General features: G+C 70.1%; 14 protein-coding genes. 7 read left to right on the top strand and 7 right to left on the bottom strand.

The window, feature by feature from the left end; genetic code table 11:
• Positions 1 to 8 precede the first annotated feature (8 nt).
• Positions 9 to 812, top strand: a complete 804-nt coding sequence (locus ACWA7K_RS16135) for a ZIP family metal transporter (protein WP_456162419.1) — start codon at positions 9 to 11, stop codon at positions 810 to 812.
• 12 nt (positions 813 to 824) lie between these two features.
• Here the strand turns inward: ACWA7K_RS16135 and ACWA7K_RS16130 are convergent, their stop codons facing one another.
• The 7 genes from ACWA7K_RS16130 to ACWA7K_RS16100 form a co-directional block, all read right to left on the bottom strand.
• Entirely contained in the window at positions 825 to 1589 is a 765-nt protein-coding gene (locus ACWA7K_RS16130) for a Crp/Fnr family transcriptional regulator (RefSeq protein ID WP_456162418.1), read from the bottom strand.
• Positions 1590 to 1755: 166 nt separating this feature from the next.
• Positions 1756 to 3255, bottom strand: a complete 1500-nt coding sequence (gene ntrC, locus ACWA7K_RS16125) for a nitrogen regulation protein NR(I) (protein WP_456162417.1) — start codon at positions 3253 to 3255, stop codon at positions 1756 to 1758.
• Positions 3256 to 3306: 51 nt separating this feature from the next.
• Positions 3307 to 4377 (bottom strand): nitrogen regulation protein NR(II), encoded by a 1071-nt coding sequence (gene glnL / locus ACWA7K_RS16120; protein ID WP_456162416.1) that lies wholly within the window; start codon positions 4375 to 4377, stop codon positions 3307 to 3309.
• Positions 4374 to 4892 carry a hypothetical protein gene (locus tag ACWA7K_RS16115; RefSeq protein WP_456162415.1) on the bottom strand — a complete coding sequence of 173 codons (519 nt, stop codon included), beginning with the start codon at positions 4890 to 4892 and terminating at the stop codon, positions 4374 to 4376. The genes glnL and ACWA7K_RS16115 overlap by 4 nt, the downstream gene beginning before the upstream one ends.
• A gap of 142 nt (positions 4893 to 5034) precedes the next feature.
• Positions 5035 to 6450 carry a type I glutamate--ammonia ligase gene (glnA, locus tag ACWA7K_RS16110; RefSeq protein ID WP_456162414.1) on the bottom strand — a complete coding sequence of 472 codons (1416 nt, stop codon included), beginning with the start codon at positions 6448 to 6450 and terminating at the stop codon, positions 5035 to 5037.
• A gap of 232 nt (positions 6451 to 6682) precedes the next feature.
• Positions 6683 to 7483: a competence/damage-inducible protein A gene (locus ACWA7K_RS16105; protein ID WP_456162413.1), complete on the bottom strand. Its 801-nt coding sequence runs from the start codon at positions 7481 to 7483 to the stop codon at positions 6683 to 6685.
• A complete protein-coding gene (locus ACWA7K_RS16100; protein ID WP_456162412.1) occupies positions 7480 to 8433 on the bottom strand; it encodes an EI24 domain-containing protein in 954 nt (317 codons plus the stop codon). The genes ACWA7K_RS16105 and ACWA7K_RS16100 overlap by 4 nt, the downstream gene beginning before the upstream one ends.
• Before the next feature lie 159 nt (positions 8434 to 8592).
• Between ACWA7K_RS16100 and paaA the strand changes: the two genes are divergently transcribed.
• The 6 genes from paaA (at position 8593) to ACWA7K_RS16070 (ending at position 13283) form a co-directional block, all read left to right on the top strand.
• Complete coding sequence (paaA, locus tag ACWA7K_RS16095; protein ID WP_456162411.1) at positions 8593 to 9621, top strand: 1,2-phenylacetyl-CoA epoxidase subunit PaaA; 1029 nt, start codon at positions 8593 to 8595, stop codon at positions 9619 to 9621.
• 85 nt (positions 9622 to 9706) lie between these two features.
• Complete coding sequence (gene paaB, locus ACWA7K_RS16090; RefSeq protein ID WP_456162410.1) at positions 9707 to 10027, top strand: 1,2-phenylacetyl-CoA epoxidase subunit PaaB; 321 nt, start codon at positions 9707 to 9709, stop codon at positions 10025 to 10027.
• 23 nt (positions 10028 to 10050) lie between these two features.
• Complete coding sequence (paaC, locus tag ACWA7K_RS16085) at positions 10051 to 10866, top strand: 1,2-phenylacetyl-CoA epoxidase subunit PaaC (RefSeq protein WP_456162409.1); 816 nt, start codon at positions 10051 to 10053, stop codon at positions 10864 to 10866.
• On the top strand, positions 10863 to 11396 hold the full coding sequence (paaD, locus tag ACWA7K_RS16080; RefSeq protein ID WP_456162408.1) for a 1,2-phenylacetyl-CoA epoxidase subunit PaaD: 534 nt from the start codon (positions 10863 to 10865) through the stop codon (positions 11394 to 11396). Before paaC ends, paaD begins: the two co-directional genes overlap by 4 nt.
• Positions 11397 to 11436: 40 nt before the next feature.
• Complete coding sequence (paaE, locus tag ACWA7K_RS16075; protein ID WP_456162407.1) at positions 11437 to 12543, top strand: 1,2-phenylacetyl-CoA epoxidase subunit PaaE; 1107 nt, start codon at positions 11437 to 11439, stop codon at positions 12541 to 12543.
• An 11-nt stretch (positions 12544 to 12554) separates the two neighbouring features.
• Positions 12555 to 13283 (top strand): TetR family transcriptional regulator, encoded by a 729-nt coding sequence (locus ACWA7K_RS16070; protein ID WP_456162406.1) that lies wholly within the window; start codon positions 12555 to 12557, stop codon positions 13281 to 13283.
• Position 13284: the final 1 nt, after the last annotated feature.

Raw genomic sequence — 13284 nt, 5'->3', positions numbered from 1 at the left:
GCCGCCGGATGATCCTCGTCTCCATCCTGATCGCGACCTTTGCCAGCGGCGTGCTGTCGGTGCTGCTGGCCGGCTGGCTGGCGCTGCCGCTGCTGGCGCGCATGCTGCCGCACATGGTCAGCCTGTCGACCGGGGTGATGCTGGCCGCCGCGCTGCTGGACATCCTGCCGGAGGCCTTCGAGGCCCACGAGGGCGTCGCCGCCGCCGAGCCGCAGGCGCTGTTCGCGACGCTGCTGGGCGGGCTGCTGTTCTTCTTCCTGCTGGAGAAGGTCGAGCTCTACCGCCACAACCACCACCACGAGGGCGACGACCCGCACCACCACCACCACCACGGCTTCGATGCCGAGCAGGCCGGCCGGGGCGGCTGGAGCGTGCTGGTCGGCGACGCGACGCACAACTTCTGCGATGGCGTGCTGATCGGCGCGGCCTTCCTGGCCGATCCGGCGCTGGGCTGGCTGACCGCGCTGGCGGTCGGCGTGCACGAGATCCCGCACGAGCTGAGCGCCTTCATCGTGCTGCTGCACGCCGGCTTCACCAAGCGCCGGGCGCTGGTCTTCAACTGCATCACCGGGCTGGCCTCGGTGCTGGGCGGCGTGCTGAGCTATGTCGCGCTGGCGCCGTTCCAGACGGCCTTGCCCTACATGCTGATGGTGGCGGCCAGCACGCTGATCTACATCGCCGTGGCCGACCTGATCCCGCAGCTGCAGAAGCGGCTGGACTGGCGCGACACCCTGCTGCAGCTGGGCTGGATGGGCGCGGGCATCGGCCTGATCGCGCTGATCAGCGGCGTGGCGCACGGCCACGCGCACTGACGCCGCTGCGGCTCAGTGGTCCTCGCCGGCCATGTGCCGCAGGGCCACCAGGTCGTGCACGGTGACGTTGTAGCCCCGCACGCTGAAGACGCCGCGCGACTCGAAGCTGCGCATCAGGCGCGACAGCGTCTCGGGCGTCATCGCCAGCTGCTGGGCGATGTCGCGCTTGCGCTCCTGCAGGCGCAGCTCGCAGCGGTCGCCATGACCGGGACAGCGCTGCACCAGCCAGCGCGCGAAACGGGCCGGCGCGTCGTTGTGCAGCAGGTTGCGCGACGCATCGGTCAGCGAGCGAACCTCGCGGGCCAGGTTGGCGCAGAAGCGCAGCCCCAGCAGCGGCATGTTGGTCAGGTGCAGCCGCAGCATCTCGATGGGCAGTTCGGCGACGACGACGTCCGACAGCGCCAGCGCCTCCATCGCATGCGGTTCGCCCAGCCAGGCCGAGTGGCCGTCCAGCCAGGACGGCCCGGCGACGCTGCGTTCGGTGCGCAGGCTGCCGTCGGCGGCGCGTGAGCCGAGCACCGCGTCGCCCGACAGCAGCAGCACCAGCGTGCGTGCGGCCTGGCCGTCGCGGAAGACCGACTCGCCGGCGGCGACCGGACGGCGGATGGCGATCTGCTGCAGCACCGCGATCTCGCCCGATCCCAGCGGCGGGGCGCCGAAGGCGATCAGCCACGGCGTCGGATCGGCCGGTGCCGGCGGCGCGGCCGCGAGGCGACGCCGGGGCTTGGGCAGGTGTACCGCGCGCGGGGCCCGGGTGATCGGAGGAGTGGTGTCCAAGAGCTGCACAACCATGAGCTAGCGGGTGATTCGACAAGACGGTTCAGCGAACCGCTTCTGGTCGAATGTGCGGCAGCCGCACGCCATGGCGCTTGAGGCAGGTCAACCCCGGTTCAGGACAGCCCTGCGTGCCCGGGGGATGTCCGTCCCCGCTCTTCGCGTTCGTTCAATCCAGGCCGAGTTCCTGGATCTTGCGCGTGATGGTGTTGCGACCGATGCCGAGCTTGTGCGCGGCCTCGATGCGGCGGCCCTTGGTGATGGCCAGCGCGGTCGTGATCAGGCGGCCCTCGAACAGCCGCGTCAGGTGGTCCCAGACCTCGGGCTGGCCGCTTTCCAGCAGCGAACGGGCTTCCTGCTCCAGGTCGGCCAGCCAGCCACTGCCGAGCATCACCGGCGCCGGGGCGCTGCGATGGGCCTCGACCGACGACACCGTTGCCGCCACGTGGCCGGACGGCGTGCCGTGACCGATCGGTGCCGACGACAAGCCGCCCAGGCCGTGACCCTGCGAGGGCAGGGCGCCCAGCACTTCCGGCGGCAGGTCCTTCGGGTCGACCGTCTGGGCCGGCGCCATCACCGTCAGCCAGTGGCAGAGGTTCTCCAGCTGGCGCACGTTGCCGGGGAACTCGAAGCCGACGACCAGCGCCATCGCCGCGTCCGACAGCTTCTTGGTCTCGACGCCCAGTTCCTTGGCGCTGCGCTGCAGGAAGTGGCGGGTCAGCGAGGGGATGTCCTCGCGCCGCTCACGCAGCGCCGGCAGGCGCAGCCGGATCACGTTGAGGCGGTGGAACAGGTCTTCCCGGAACGCGCCGTCGCGCACCCGTTCTTCCAGGTTCTGGTGCGTTGCCGCGATCACGCGGACGTTGGACTTCAGCGGCGCATGGCCACCGACGCGGTAGAACTGGCCGTCCGACAGCACCCGCAGCAGCCGGGTCTGCAGGTCGAAGGGCATGTCGCCGATCTCGTCGAGGAACAGCGTGCCGCCCTCGGCCTGCTCGAAGCGCCCGCGCCGGGTCGCCTGCGCGCCGGTGAAGGCGCCGCGCTCGTGGCCGAACAGCTCGCTCTCGAGCAGGTCCTTCGGGATCGCCGCCGTGTTGATCGCGACGAAGGGCCCGCCCTGACGCGGGCTGTGCTTGTGCAGCGCCCGCGCGACGAGTTCCTTGCCGGCGCCGGACTCGCCGGTGATCAGCACCGTGACGTTGCTCTGGCTGAGGCGGCCGATGGCGCGGAACACGTCCTGCATCGCCGGCGCCTGGCCGAGCATCTCGGGCACTTCGCTGGCGTGTTCGTCGACGCTCTCCTCGCGCTGGCTCTCGTCGACCGCACGCCGGATCAGCTCGACCGCCTTGGGCAGGTCGAAGGGCTTGGGCAGGTACTCGAAGGCGCCGCCCTGGAAGGCCGACACGGCGCTGTCCAGGTCGGAGTAGGCCGTCATGATGATGACCGGCAGGCCGGGCAGGCGCTCCTTGACCTTGGCGAGCAGGTCGAAGCCCGAACCGCCGGGCATGCGGATGTCGCTGACCAGCACCTGCGGCTCGTCGTCCTCGAGCGCGGCCAGCACGTCGCGCGGGTTGGTGAAGCTGCGCACCGGCAGCTCCTCGCGCGCCAGGGCCTTCTCCAGAACGAAGCGGATGGATTGGTCGTCGTCAACGATCCAGATGGGTTTCATGCGTGGGCTGTCCTGGCTGAGCCACTCCGGGCGACGGACCACGCAGGCCCGTCACGGCAGAGGGATCTGAATCTTGAACACCGTGCGCCCCGGTTCGCTCTCGCATTCGATCAGGCCCTGGTGCTGCTGCACGACGTCCTGCGCCAGCGTCAGTCCGAGGCCCGAACCGCCGTCACGTCCGGTGACCAGCGGGAAGAAGATGCGATCGCGGATCTCGGCGGGCACGCCGGGTCCGTTGTCCTCGATATGCAAGTCCAGTGCCAGTCGATAGCGGGTCCGGCCGATCGTGACCTGGCGCGAGGCCCGCGTGCGCAAGACGATGCGCGCCTTGCCGTCGGCGATCTCCCCGGCCAGCGCCTGGGCGGCGTTCTGCGTGATGTTGAGGACCGCCTGGATCAGCTGCTCGCGGTCGCCGCGGAACTCGGGCAGCGAGATGTCGTAGTCGCGCACGATCTCCAGCCCCTTCGAGTGCTCGGCCAGCACCAGCGAGCGGACCCGCTCCAGCACCTCGTGGATGTTGACGTCGGCGACCACGCGCGGCCGCCGGTGCGGTGCCAGCAGCCGGTCGACCAGGGCCTGCAGCCGGTCGGCCTCGTGGATGATGACGCCCGTGTATTCGGTCAGCGACTTGTTGTCGAGCTCCATCTCCAGCAGCTGCGCCGCGCCGCGGATCCCGCCCAGCGGGTTCTTGATCTCGTGGGCCAGGTTGCGGATCAGCTCCTTGGTCATCCGGGCCTGGTCGAGCGTGCGGCTCTCGCGGTCCTGACGGGCCTGCTGCTCGATCTCGACCAGCTCCAGCAGCACCTGCTCGCCGTGGCCGATCTGGGTCAGGATCGCGTGGACCGGCAGCGGCTCGCCGCCGGTGGCGCTGCGGCGCATCTGGGCTTCCAGCCGGCCGGTGGCGTATTCGTTGTCGACCACCGACCGGAAGGTGCTCTGCAGCAGCGAGGGGTCGATGAACCAGTCGAAGATGCGCGACTTCTGCAGCGTGCGCCGGGGCAGGCCCAGCGTGGCCTCGAAGGCCGCGTTGACGAACACGCAGCGGCCGTCCGCGCGCAGCACGGCGACCATGGTGGCGAGGTGATCGAAGGCGTCGTAGCCCGGTCCGCGCAGAAGGCTCATGGCGTGGCTGCTCCCAGCTTGGCGAGTTCACGCCGGATCGCGGCGACGTCCGCTTCCTTGCGCGAGACGGCGGCCCGCAGCTCGTTCTGGCGCTCGGCCGGCGCGGTGGCGGCGTCCTTCAGGTCCTTCTGCAGCTGCGCCAGCCGTTCTTCCTCGCGGCGCAGCTCGCCGTCGAGGATGCGGCGCGCGTCGGTGTCGCGCGCGCGCTGTTCGGCCGGATCGATGCGGGCGCCCTCGTTGCCGCCGCTTCGGGCTGCCGGCGCCGCTGCGGTGCCGGATGCGGCGGCACCGCCCGATGCGGCCGCCTTCGGCGCTTCCGGACGACGGGTCTGCACGACGGTCACGGCCGCGCCTTCCAGCGTCTTGCAGCCGCGCTCGGCGGCCTCGCGCACGCTGATCTGGTCGGTGTAGAGGTTGCCCGGGCAGCGGTAGACCGAGCGGTCCTGGGCCTGCGCCGGCGCGACGGGAAAGCCGCTCCCGCAGGCCAGCACCAGGGGCACGAACCAGGGGGTCACGGAGGGCCGAATTCGGGTCATGGAAGGCATCGCGGGGCAGTATCGCCCAGCCATCCGGGCAAAAAAAAGACGGCCCCGAAGGGCCGTCCGTGCGCATGTCATGGCGCGTGAGCTGCCGGGGCCGCAGGGCCGCCGGGCGGCATCACAGCGTGTAGTACATGTCGAACTCGATCGGATGCGTGGTCATGCGCATGCGCTGGACTTCCTGCATCTTCAGGTCGATGTAGGCGTCGATGTAGGAGTCGGTGAACACGCCACCCTTGGTCAGGAAGCCGCGGCCCTTGTCCAGGTACTCGAGGGCCATTTCCAGGCTCGAGCACACGGTCGGGATCTTCGCGTCCTCTTCCGGCGGCAGGTGGTACAGATCCTTCGTGGCGGCTTCGCCCGGGTGGATCTTGTTCTCGACGCCGTCCAGGCCGGCCATCAGCAGCGCGGCGAAGCCCAGGTACGGGTTCATCAGCGGGTCCGGGAAACGCGCCTCGACGCGACGGCCCTTCGGGTTCGCGACGTAGGGGATGCGGATCGAGGCCGAGCGGTTCTTGGCCGAGTAGGCCAGCTTCACCGGGGCTTCGTAGCCCGGGACCAGGCGCTTGTAGCTGTTGGTGCCGGGGTTGGTGATCGCGTTCAGCGCGCGGGCGTGCTTGATGATGCCGCCGATGTAGTACAGCGCGAAGTCGCTCAGGCCGGCGTAGCCGTCACCGGCGAACAGGTTCTTGCCGTCCTTCCAGACCGACTGGTGAACGTGCATGCCGCTGCCGTTGTCGCCGACGATCGGCTTGGGCATGAACGTGGCGGTCTTGCCGTAGGCGGCGGCCACGTTGTGGATGATGTACTTCTGCAGCTGGACCCAGTCGGCGCGCTGGATCAGCGTGCTGAACTTGGTGCCGATCTCCATCTGGCCGGCGTTCGCGACCTCGTGGTGGTGGACTTCGACGGGGATGCCGACCGATTCCAGGATCAGGCACATCTCCGAGCGCATGTCCTGGCCGCTGTCGACCGGGGGCACCGGGAAGTAGCCGCCCTTGACGGAGGGACGGAAGCCCTTGTTGCCGTGCTCGTAGTCCTTGCCGGTGTTCCAGGCGGCTTCCTCGGCTTCGATCGAGCAGAAGGAACCGGACATGTCGGCGCCCCAGCGCACGCTGTCGAACACGAAGAACTCGGGTTCCGGACCGAAGTAGGCGGTGTCGCCCAGGCCGGTCGACTTCATGTAGGCCTCGGCGCGCTTGGCCAGCGAGCGCGGGTCGCGCTCGTAGGGCTTGCCGTCGGCCGGATCGATGACGTCGCAGGTCAGGATCAGCGTCGACTCTTCGAAGAAGGGGTCGATGTTGGCGGTGTTCGGGTCGGGCATCAGCTGCATGTCCGACGCTTCGATGCCCTTCCAGCCGGCGATCGAGGAGCCGTCGAAGGCGTGGCCCGAGGTGAACTTGTCTTCGTCAAAAGCAGAAACGGGCACGGAAACGTGTTGTTCCTTGCCGCGGGTGTCGGTGAAACGGAAGTCGACGAACTTGACTTCGTTTTCCTTCACCATCGACATCACGTCGGCGACGGTCTTGGCCATCAGGAGGCTCCTAGCGAGATGGAAGAGATGGAAGTGACGGGGTAATGTGCGGTCGATCTGGGCGCGAGCGCCGAGACGGCGGGGAAATTTAGCAGAAAGCGTGCCCGCGCCCGAGTCCGGTGCAATGCCCGGATGCCCGTCGGCGCCCAGGTGTCGGCTTCACGCGGCAGGTCGTGTCGGATGCCCGGATTGCGCACCAGAAATGGGCAATCAAATGCACCGACATGGTGAATCAGGGTCGCACCATTTCGGGGCCCAGTTCGGCGCCGAAGCGTCGCAGGCCGTCGATCAGCGCGACGTAGGCGGCCGACAGCGTCTCGCCGTCGCGGCCCTTGACGCCCAGCTCGATGTGGCGGCCGTGGACCGGATGGTCGACGCTCGGCAGGCTGAACACCTTGACCGGCGGAAAGCGCGCCTCCAGCTCGATCATCAGCGGCGTCAGGCTGGCCTCCATCGAACCGTAGACGACCACCGAACGCTCGACCTGGGCAGCGCCGCCGTGCAGGTGGGCGTAGGGGCCGTCCAGCAGCGCCTCGATCATCGGGTGCGCCATCACCGGGAAGCCCGGCACGAAGTGGACGTGGCCGACCGAGAAGCCGGGGATCTGGTTGTAGGGGTTGGCGATGATCGTCGCGCCCTCGGGGAACACGCCCATGTTCAGGCGGTGGACCGTGTCGGGGTGATCCGGATCGTCCGGCCAGCCCTTCTCGGCGGCCATCAGGCGCACGCGGGCCATGATCAGCTCGCGTGCCTCGGGGTGCAGCGCCAGCGGCCGGCCGAGCGCGGCGGCGGCGCACTGGCGGGTGTGGTCGTCGGGCGTGGCGCCGATGCCGCCGCAGCTGAAGACCACGTCGCCGCTGTCGAACGCGGTGCGCAGGATCGCGGTGATGCGCGCCGGGTCGTCGCCGACGTAGTGCGACCAGGCCAGCGCCAGGCCACGTGCCGACAGCAGCTCGATGACCTTGGCGAGGTGCTTGTCTTGGCGCTTGCCGGAGAGGATCTCGTCGCCGACGATGATGAGTCCGAAGTTCATGGTGCGGGCGTGGGGCTGTTCGGGTTGGAGGCAGGGGGCGGCGGCAGCGCGACCGGCGGATCGGCCGCCAGTGCGGGCAGCGGCGGCAGGTCGTCGACGGGGCGCGGGTTGGATGCGGCAGACGCCGCAGGCGAGGGCGGCACGATCTCCGGGAAGCTGCGCGTGCGCAGGTCGGCCAGCGCGGCCAGCGCGTAGTGCGCGAACCAGGCCGAGGCGAACGCGAACACCAGCGTGTAGAGCCAGACGAAGGCCGGCAGCAGCAGCGGCATCATCGGCAGCGCCATCGCGCCGGTGGCCCAGATCAGCGACGGCGCCGCGCCCAGGTAGCCGGTGATCAGGCCGATCGCCAGCAGTGGCAGGCGGTGCTGGTGCATCAGCAGCACCCGCTCCTCGCGGCTGGCGTGGTCGGCCAGCGCGTCGTAGCTCATCAGCCGCATCGCCAGCCAGCCCCAGATCAGCGGCGGCAGCACCAGCGCCAGCGGCGGGATCAGCCACAGTGGCATCGACGCGACCAGCATCAGCAGCGCCAGCAGCGTGTTGAACAGCGAGCCGGCCAGCGAGCCCAGCCAGTGGCCACCGCGCTTGCGGGCCAGGTCGGGGAAACGCCGCCGCGCGACCAGGTCGACGATCGCGCTGCTCATGAAGACGGAGACCAGCAGCAGCGAGGCGATCAGCAGCACCGGGATCGACAGCGCCACCACCACCAGCGGGCCGATGACGCTGCGGAAGCGCCCGCCGCTGATCTCGTTGAACCAGCCCGACAGGGGGGCCAGCCACGCGATGCTGTCGATCCACAGCCGGACCGCGTCGATCGCGGGCTCCCAGAAGAACCACGCGAGGCCGAAGGCGGCCGCGCCGGCCACCACCACGGGCATCAGCGACAGCACGATCACGCGCGGGTGCAGACAGTAGGCGGCGGCGCGCCAGCAGGCATTCATCACGGTCAACATGGGCCGGGAGCATAGCGGCGCCCCGGGTCTGGACCCGGTCTGCGGGCAAACCCTGTCCCCTACATCTTGCAGTGTCCGGTCAAGTCTCGAATAATTTACCGACCGGACGGTCAATGAATGAACGCCCTCAGCCGGGGGCACGAACGAGCGAGGTCAGGCATGTACACGCAGGCGATGGACACGATGGGCAAGGACGGCGCCGCCGAGGCTCCGAAGGCGCTGCGCAGCGCCGAGGAAGTGGCGCTGCAGGCCCGTTTCGACGAGCGCATCGACGCCGGCGGCTTCATCGAGGCCAAGGACTGGATGCCCGAGAACTACCGAAAGACGCTGACTCGCCAGATCAGCCAGCACGCCCACAGCGAGATCGTCGGCATGCTGCCCGAGGGCAACTGGATCAGCCGCGCGCCGACGCTCAAGCGCAAGGCGATCCTGCTGGCCAAGGTGCAGGACGAGGGCGGCCACGGCCTCTACCTCTACGCCGCCGCCGAGACGCTGGGCCAGAGCCGCGACCAGCTGCTCGACGCGCTGCACACCGGCAAGGCCAAGTACAGCTCGATCTTCAACTACCCCACGCTGACGTGGGCCGACGTGGGCGTGATCGGCTGGCTGGTCGACGGCGCGGCGATCATGAACCAGGTGCCGATCTGCCGCTGCTCGTATGCGCCGTATGCGCGGGCGATGGTGCGCATCTGCCGCGAGGAATCCTTCCACCAGCGCCAGGGCTACGACGCGCTGCTGACGATGATGAAGGACGGCACCGACGCCCAGCGCGCGATGGTCCAGGACGCGGTCAACCGCTGGTGGTGGCCGTCGATCATGATGTTCGGCCCGCCCGACGACCAGAGCCCCAACAGCGCGCAGAGCATGCGCTGGGGCATCAAGCGCGTCTCCAACGACGACCTGCGCCAGAAGTTCATCGACGCCACCGTGCCGCAGGCCGAGGTGCTGGGCGTCACGCTGCCCGACCCGGACCTGAAATGGAACGAGGCCCGCGGCCACCACGACCACGGCCCGATCGACTGGGCCGAGTTCTGGCGCGTGGTTGGCGGCGACGGCCCGTGCAACCGCGAACGGCTGGCCACCCGCGTGCGGGCCTGGGACGACGGCGCCTGGGTGCGCGAGGCCGCCTTGGCCCATGCCCGCAAGCAGGCCGAACGCGACGCAGCCGCGCAGGGCCGCGCGGCCTGAGCCTCAGCGCCGCCCTGACCGCATCGCCCGAGACGCCCGAGACGCCCTTACCGATCGACCGCATCGACCTTCCGGAGGTCCCCGCATGAGCAACACCAACGCCCCGACCACCCAGACCGCCACCGCCAACGAATGGCCGCTGTGGGAAGTCTTCGTCCGCAGCAAGGCCGGCCTGGACCACAAGCACTGCGGCAGCCTGCACGCGGCCGACTCCGCGATGGCGATCCAGCTGGCGCGCGACGTCTACACGCGGCGCCAGGAAGGCACCAGCGTCTGGGTCGTGCGCAGCAGCGACATCGTCGCCAGCGACCCGTCCGACAAGGACATGTACTTCGACCCGATGGAAGACAAGGTCTACCGCCACCCGACCTTCTACCAACTGCCGAAGTCCGTGGACCACATGTGACCGGCCGGAACGAGACGACCGCCATGCAAGCCTCCATTGCCCGCCCCGCCGACCCATCCGCGCAATACGTGCTGCGCCTGGGCGACACCTGCCTGATCCTGGCCCAGCGGCTGGGCGAGTGGTGCGGCCATGCGCCCATCCTCGAAGAGGACATCGCGCTGACCAACATGTCGCTCGACCTGATCGGCCAGGCCCGCGGCCTGCTGACCCGCGCCGGCCAGCTCGCGGCCGCCCCCGGCGCCGCGCCGCTGGACGAGGACCAGCTCGCCTTCCTGCGCGAGGAACGCGACTACCTCAACCCGACGCTGGTCGAGCTGCCCAACGGCCCCTATGGCGCGATGGCCGGCGGTGGCCGCGACTTCGCCTTCACCGTGCTGCGCAACGCGATGATGGCGACCTGGCTGCGGCTGCTGTGGGAGCGCCTGCAAGGCTCGTCCGACAGCGAGCTGGCCGCCATCGCCGCCAAGGCCGTCAAGGAAGCCCGCTACCACCAGCAGCACGCGGCCGACTGGGTCGTGCGCCTGGGCGACGGCACGGCCGAATCGGCCCAGCGGCTGGCCCGCGCGCTGGAAGCGCAGTGGCGCTACGCCGCCGAGCTGTTCGAGGACGACGCGCTCGACCAGCACGCCCAGGCCACCGGCCTCGGCCCGGCCGCCTCCGCACTGCGCCAGCCCTGGCTGGACGAGATGAACGCGCTGCTGGCCGCCGCGCAGCTGGCCGCGCCGGCCGAGTCCGCCTTCCGCAGCACCGGCAAGCGCGGCCTGCACAGCGAACACATGGGCCCGCTGCTGGCCGAGATGCAGGTGCTGCAACGCACCTACCCGGGCGGCGCGTGGTGAGCACGCTCGCCAGCCGCGTCGACCGGGCCTGGCAGGTCCTGCACGGCGTGCCCGACCCGGAGGTGCCTGCCGTCTCGGTGATCGACCTGGGCATCGTGCGCGAGGTGCTCGAAGCCGACGAGACACGCGGCGGCGGGCTGGACGTCGTGCTGACGCCGACCTATTCCGGCTGCCCGGCCACCGAGGTCATCGAGGCCAGCGTGCGCGAGGCGCTCGAACAGGCCGGCCTTGGCCCGGTCCGCACGACGCTGCGGCGCGACCCGGCCTGGACCACCGACTGGATCAGCGCCGAAGGCCGCGACAAGCTGCGCGCCTACGGCATCGCCCCGCCAGGTCCGGCCGATCACGGCCCGCTCGAACCCGGCACCGCCGTGTTGCGGTTCGTGCCGCGTGCGCCGCAGGCGCTGGCCTGCCCGCGCTGCGGCAGTCGCGACACCGAACGCCTGTCGGCCTTCGGCTCGACCGCCTGCAAGGCGCTGTGGCGCTGCCGTGCCTGCCGCGAGCCGTTCGAGCATTTCAAGCCGATCTGATCGGCATTCCCGTCCATCCGCCTCCTCACGAGGACCGACCATGAGCGTTCTGTTCCACCCGCTGCAGGTGCGCGCCATCGAGCCCGACACCGCCGAGGCCGTCGTCGTCACCTTCGCGGTGCCGCCCGAGCTGCGCGAGACCTTCGCCTTCACGCAGGGCCAGTACCTGACGCTGCGCCACACGGTCGACGGCCAGGACCTGCGCCGCTCGTATTCGGTCTGCGAGGGCGTCGACGACGTCGAGCAGCACAGCCTGCTGCGCGTGGGCGTGCGCAAGGTGCGCGGCGGCGTGTTCTCGAACTGGATCAACGCCGAGCTGAAGGTCGGCGACACGCTGCAGGTCATGGCCCCGCAAGGCCGTTTCTTCGTGCCGATCGAGCCGGCCTCGCGCCGCCACCATCTCGGCATCGCCGGCGGCAGCGGCATCACGCCGATCCTGTCGATCCTGAAGACGGTGCTGGCGCGCGAGCCGAACAGCCGCTGCACGCTGATCTACGGCAACCGCTCGCTGCAGTCGACCATGTTCAAGGAGGCGCTCGAAGACCTCAAGAACCGCTACCTGACCCGCCTGGTGCTGCACCACGTCTTCTCCGACGAACAAACGGATTCGGCCATCAACCACGGCCTGATGAACCGCGACAAGCTCGGCGAGTTCCTCGGCGCGCTGGTGCCGGCCGCGGGCATCGACCACGCCTATGTGTGCGGGCCGTTCCAGATGAACGACGAGGCCGAGGCGGCGCTGCTGGCTGCGGGCGTCGACGAGGCGCGCATCCACATCGAGCGCTTCGGCATCGCGCAGCCGGCCGGTGGCGCGGCCACCCCGGTCGGCGCGGTGGTGCACGAACCGCAGCCGGGCGATGCGGAGCAGTCGCGCGTCACGCTGATCCGCGACGGCCTGAGCCGCGAGATCCTGTTCCGGCGCGACCAGCCCAGCATCCTGGATGCCGCCAGCGCGGCCGGCATGGAGCTGCCGTTCTCGTGCACCTCCGGCGTGTGCGGCACCTGCCGCGCCAAGGTGATGGAAGGCGAGGTCCGCATGGAGCGCAACTTCGCGCTCGACAAGGCCGAGGTTGCCGCCGGCCACGTGCTGTGCTGCCAGGCCCACCCGCTGACCGAGCGCGTGGTGCTGAGCTTCGACGCGCGCTGATCTGCCGCACGATGGCCCGTCCCCGCGCCCCCGGCCACGACGACCAGCGCGAGGCCATCCTCGGCCACGCGGCGGCGCTGTTCGCGGCCCAGGGCTACCCGAGCACGACGATGGCCCAGGTCGCGGCGGCGGCCGGGCTGTCCAAGGCCGCGCTGTACCACTACGTCGCCGACAAGCAGCAGCTGCTGCGCGAGATCGCGCATGCGCAGGTCGATGCGCTGCATGCGAGCGTCGACGAGGTCATCGCCCAGGCTGAATCTGGCGCCGAAGCCGGTGCTGAATCCGGCGCCGTCCCCGCAGGCTCAGCCGATGAGCCACCCGAGCGGGCGCTGGTGCGCGCGCTGATCGAGTGCCTGGTCACCCGCTATGCCGGCCAGGCCGATGCGTTGCGCGTGCTGACCGACGAGGTGCGTTACCTCGAACCCGACGAGCAGGCCCGGCTGGCGCAGCGCCAGCGCGAGCTGGTGTCGCGGCTGGCCGGCGCGATCGCGCGCTGGCAGCCGGCGCTGTCCGAGGCCGGACTCGTCAAGCCGCTGACGATGCTGCTGTTCGGCATGGTCAATTGGCTCTTCACATGGCTGCGCCCGGACGGCAGCCTGAGCCACGCCACGCTCGCGCCGATCGTGGCCGAACTGTTCATCCAGGGCGTGCCGTGCGTGCAGCCGCCTGCACCGCGGACGATCACCGTCGATCCCGCCGAACCTGCCGACCCCATTCCTTCCGGAGACCCGAAGCCGTGAC

This window comes from Leptothrix mechoopdaensis (SeqCode), from assembly GCF_053893855.1.
Note: the sequence above shows the minus strand (reverse complement) of the source record. Positions and strands in the feature narration are given on the sequence as shown.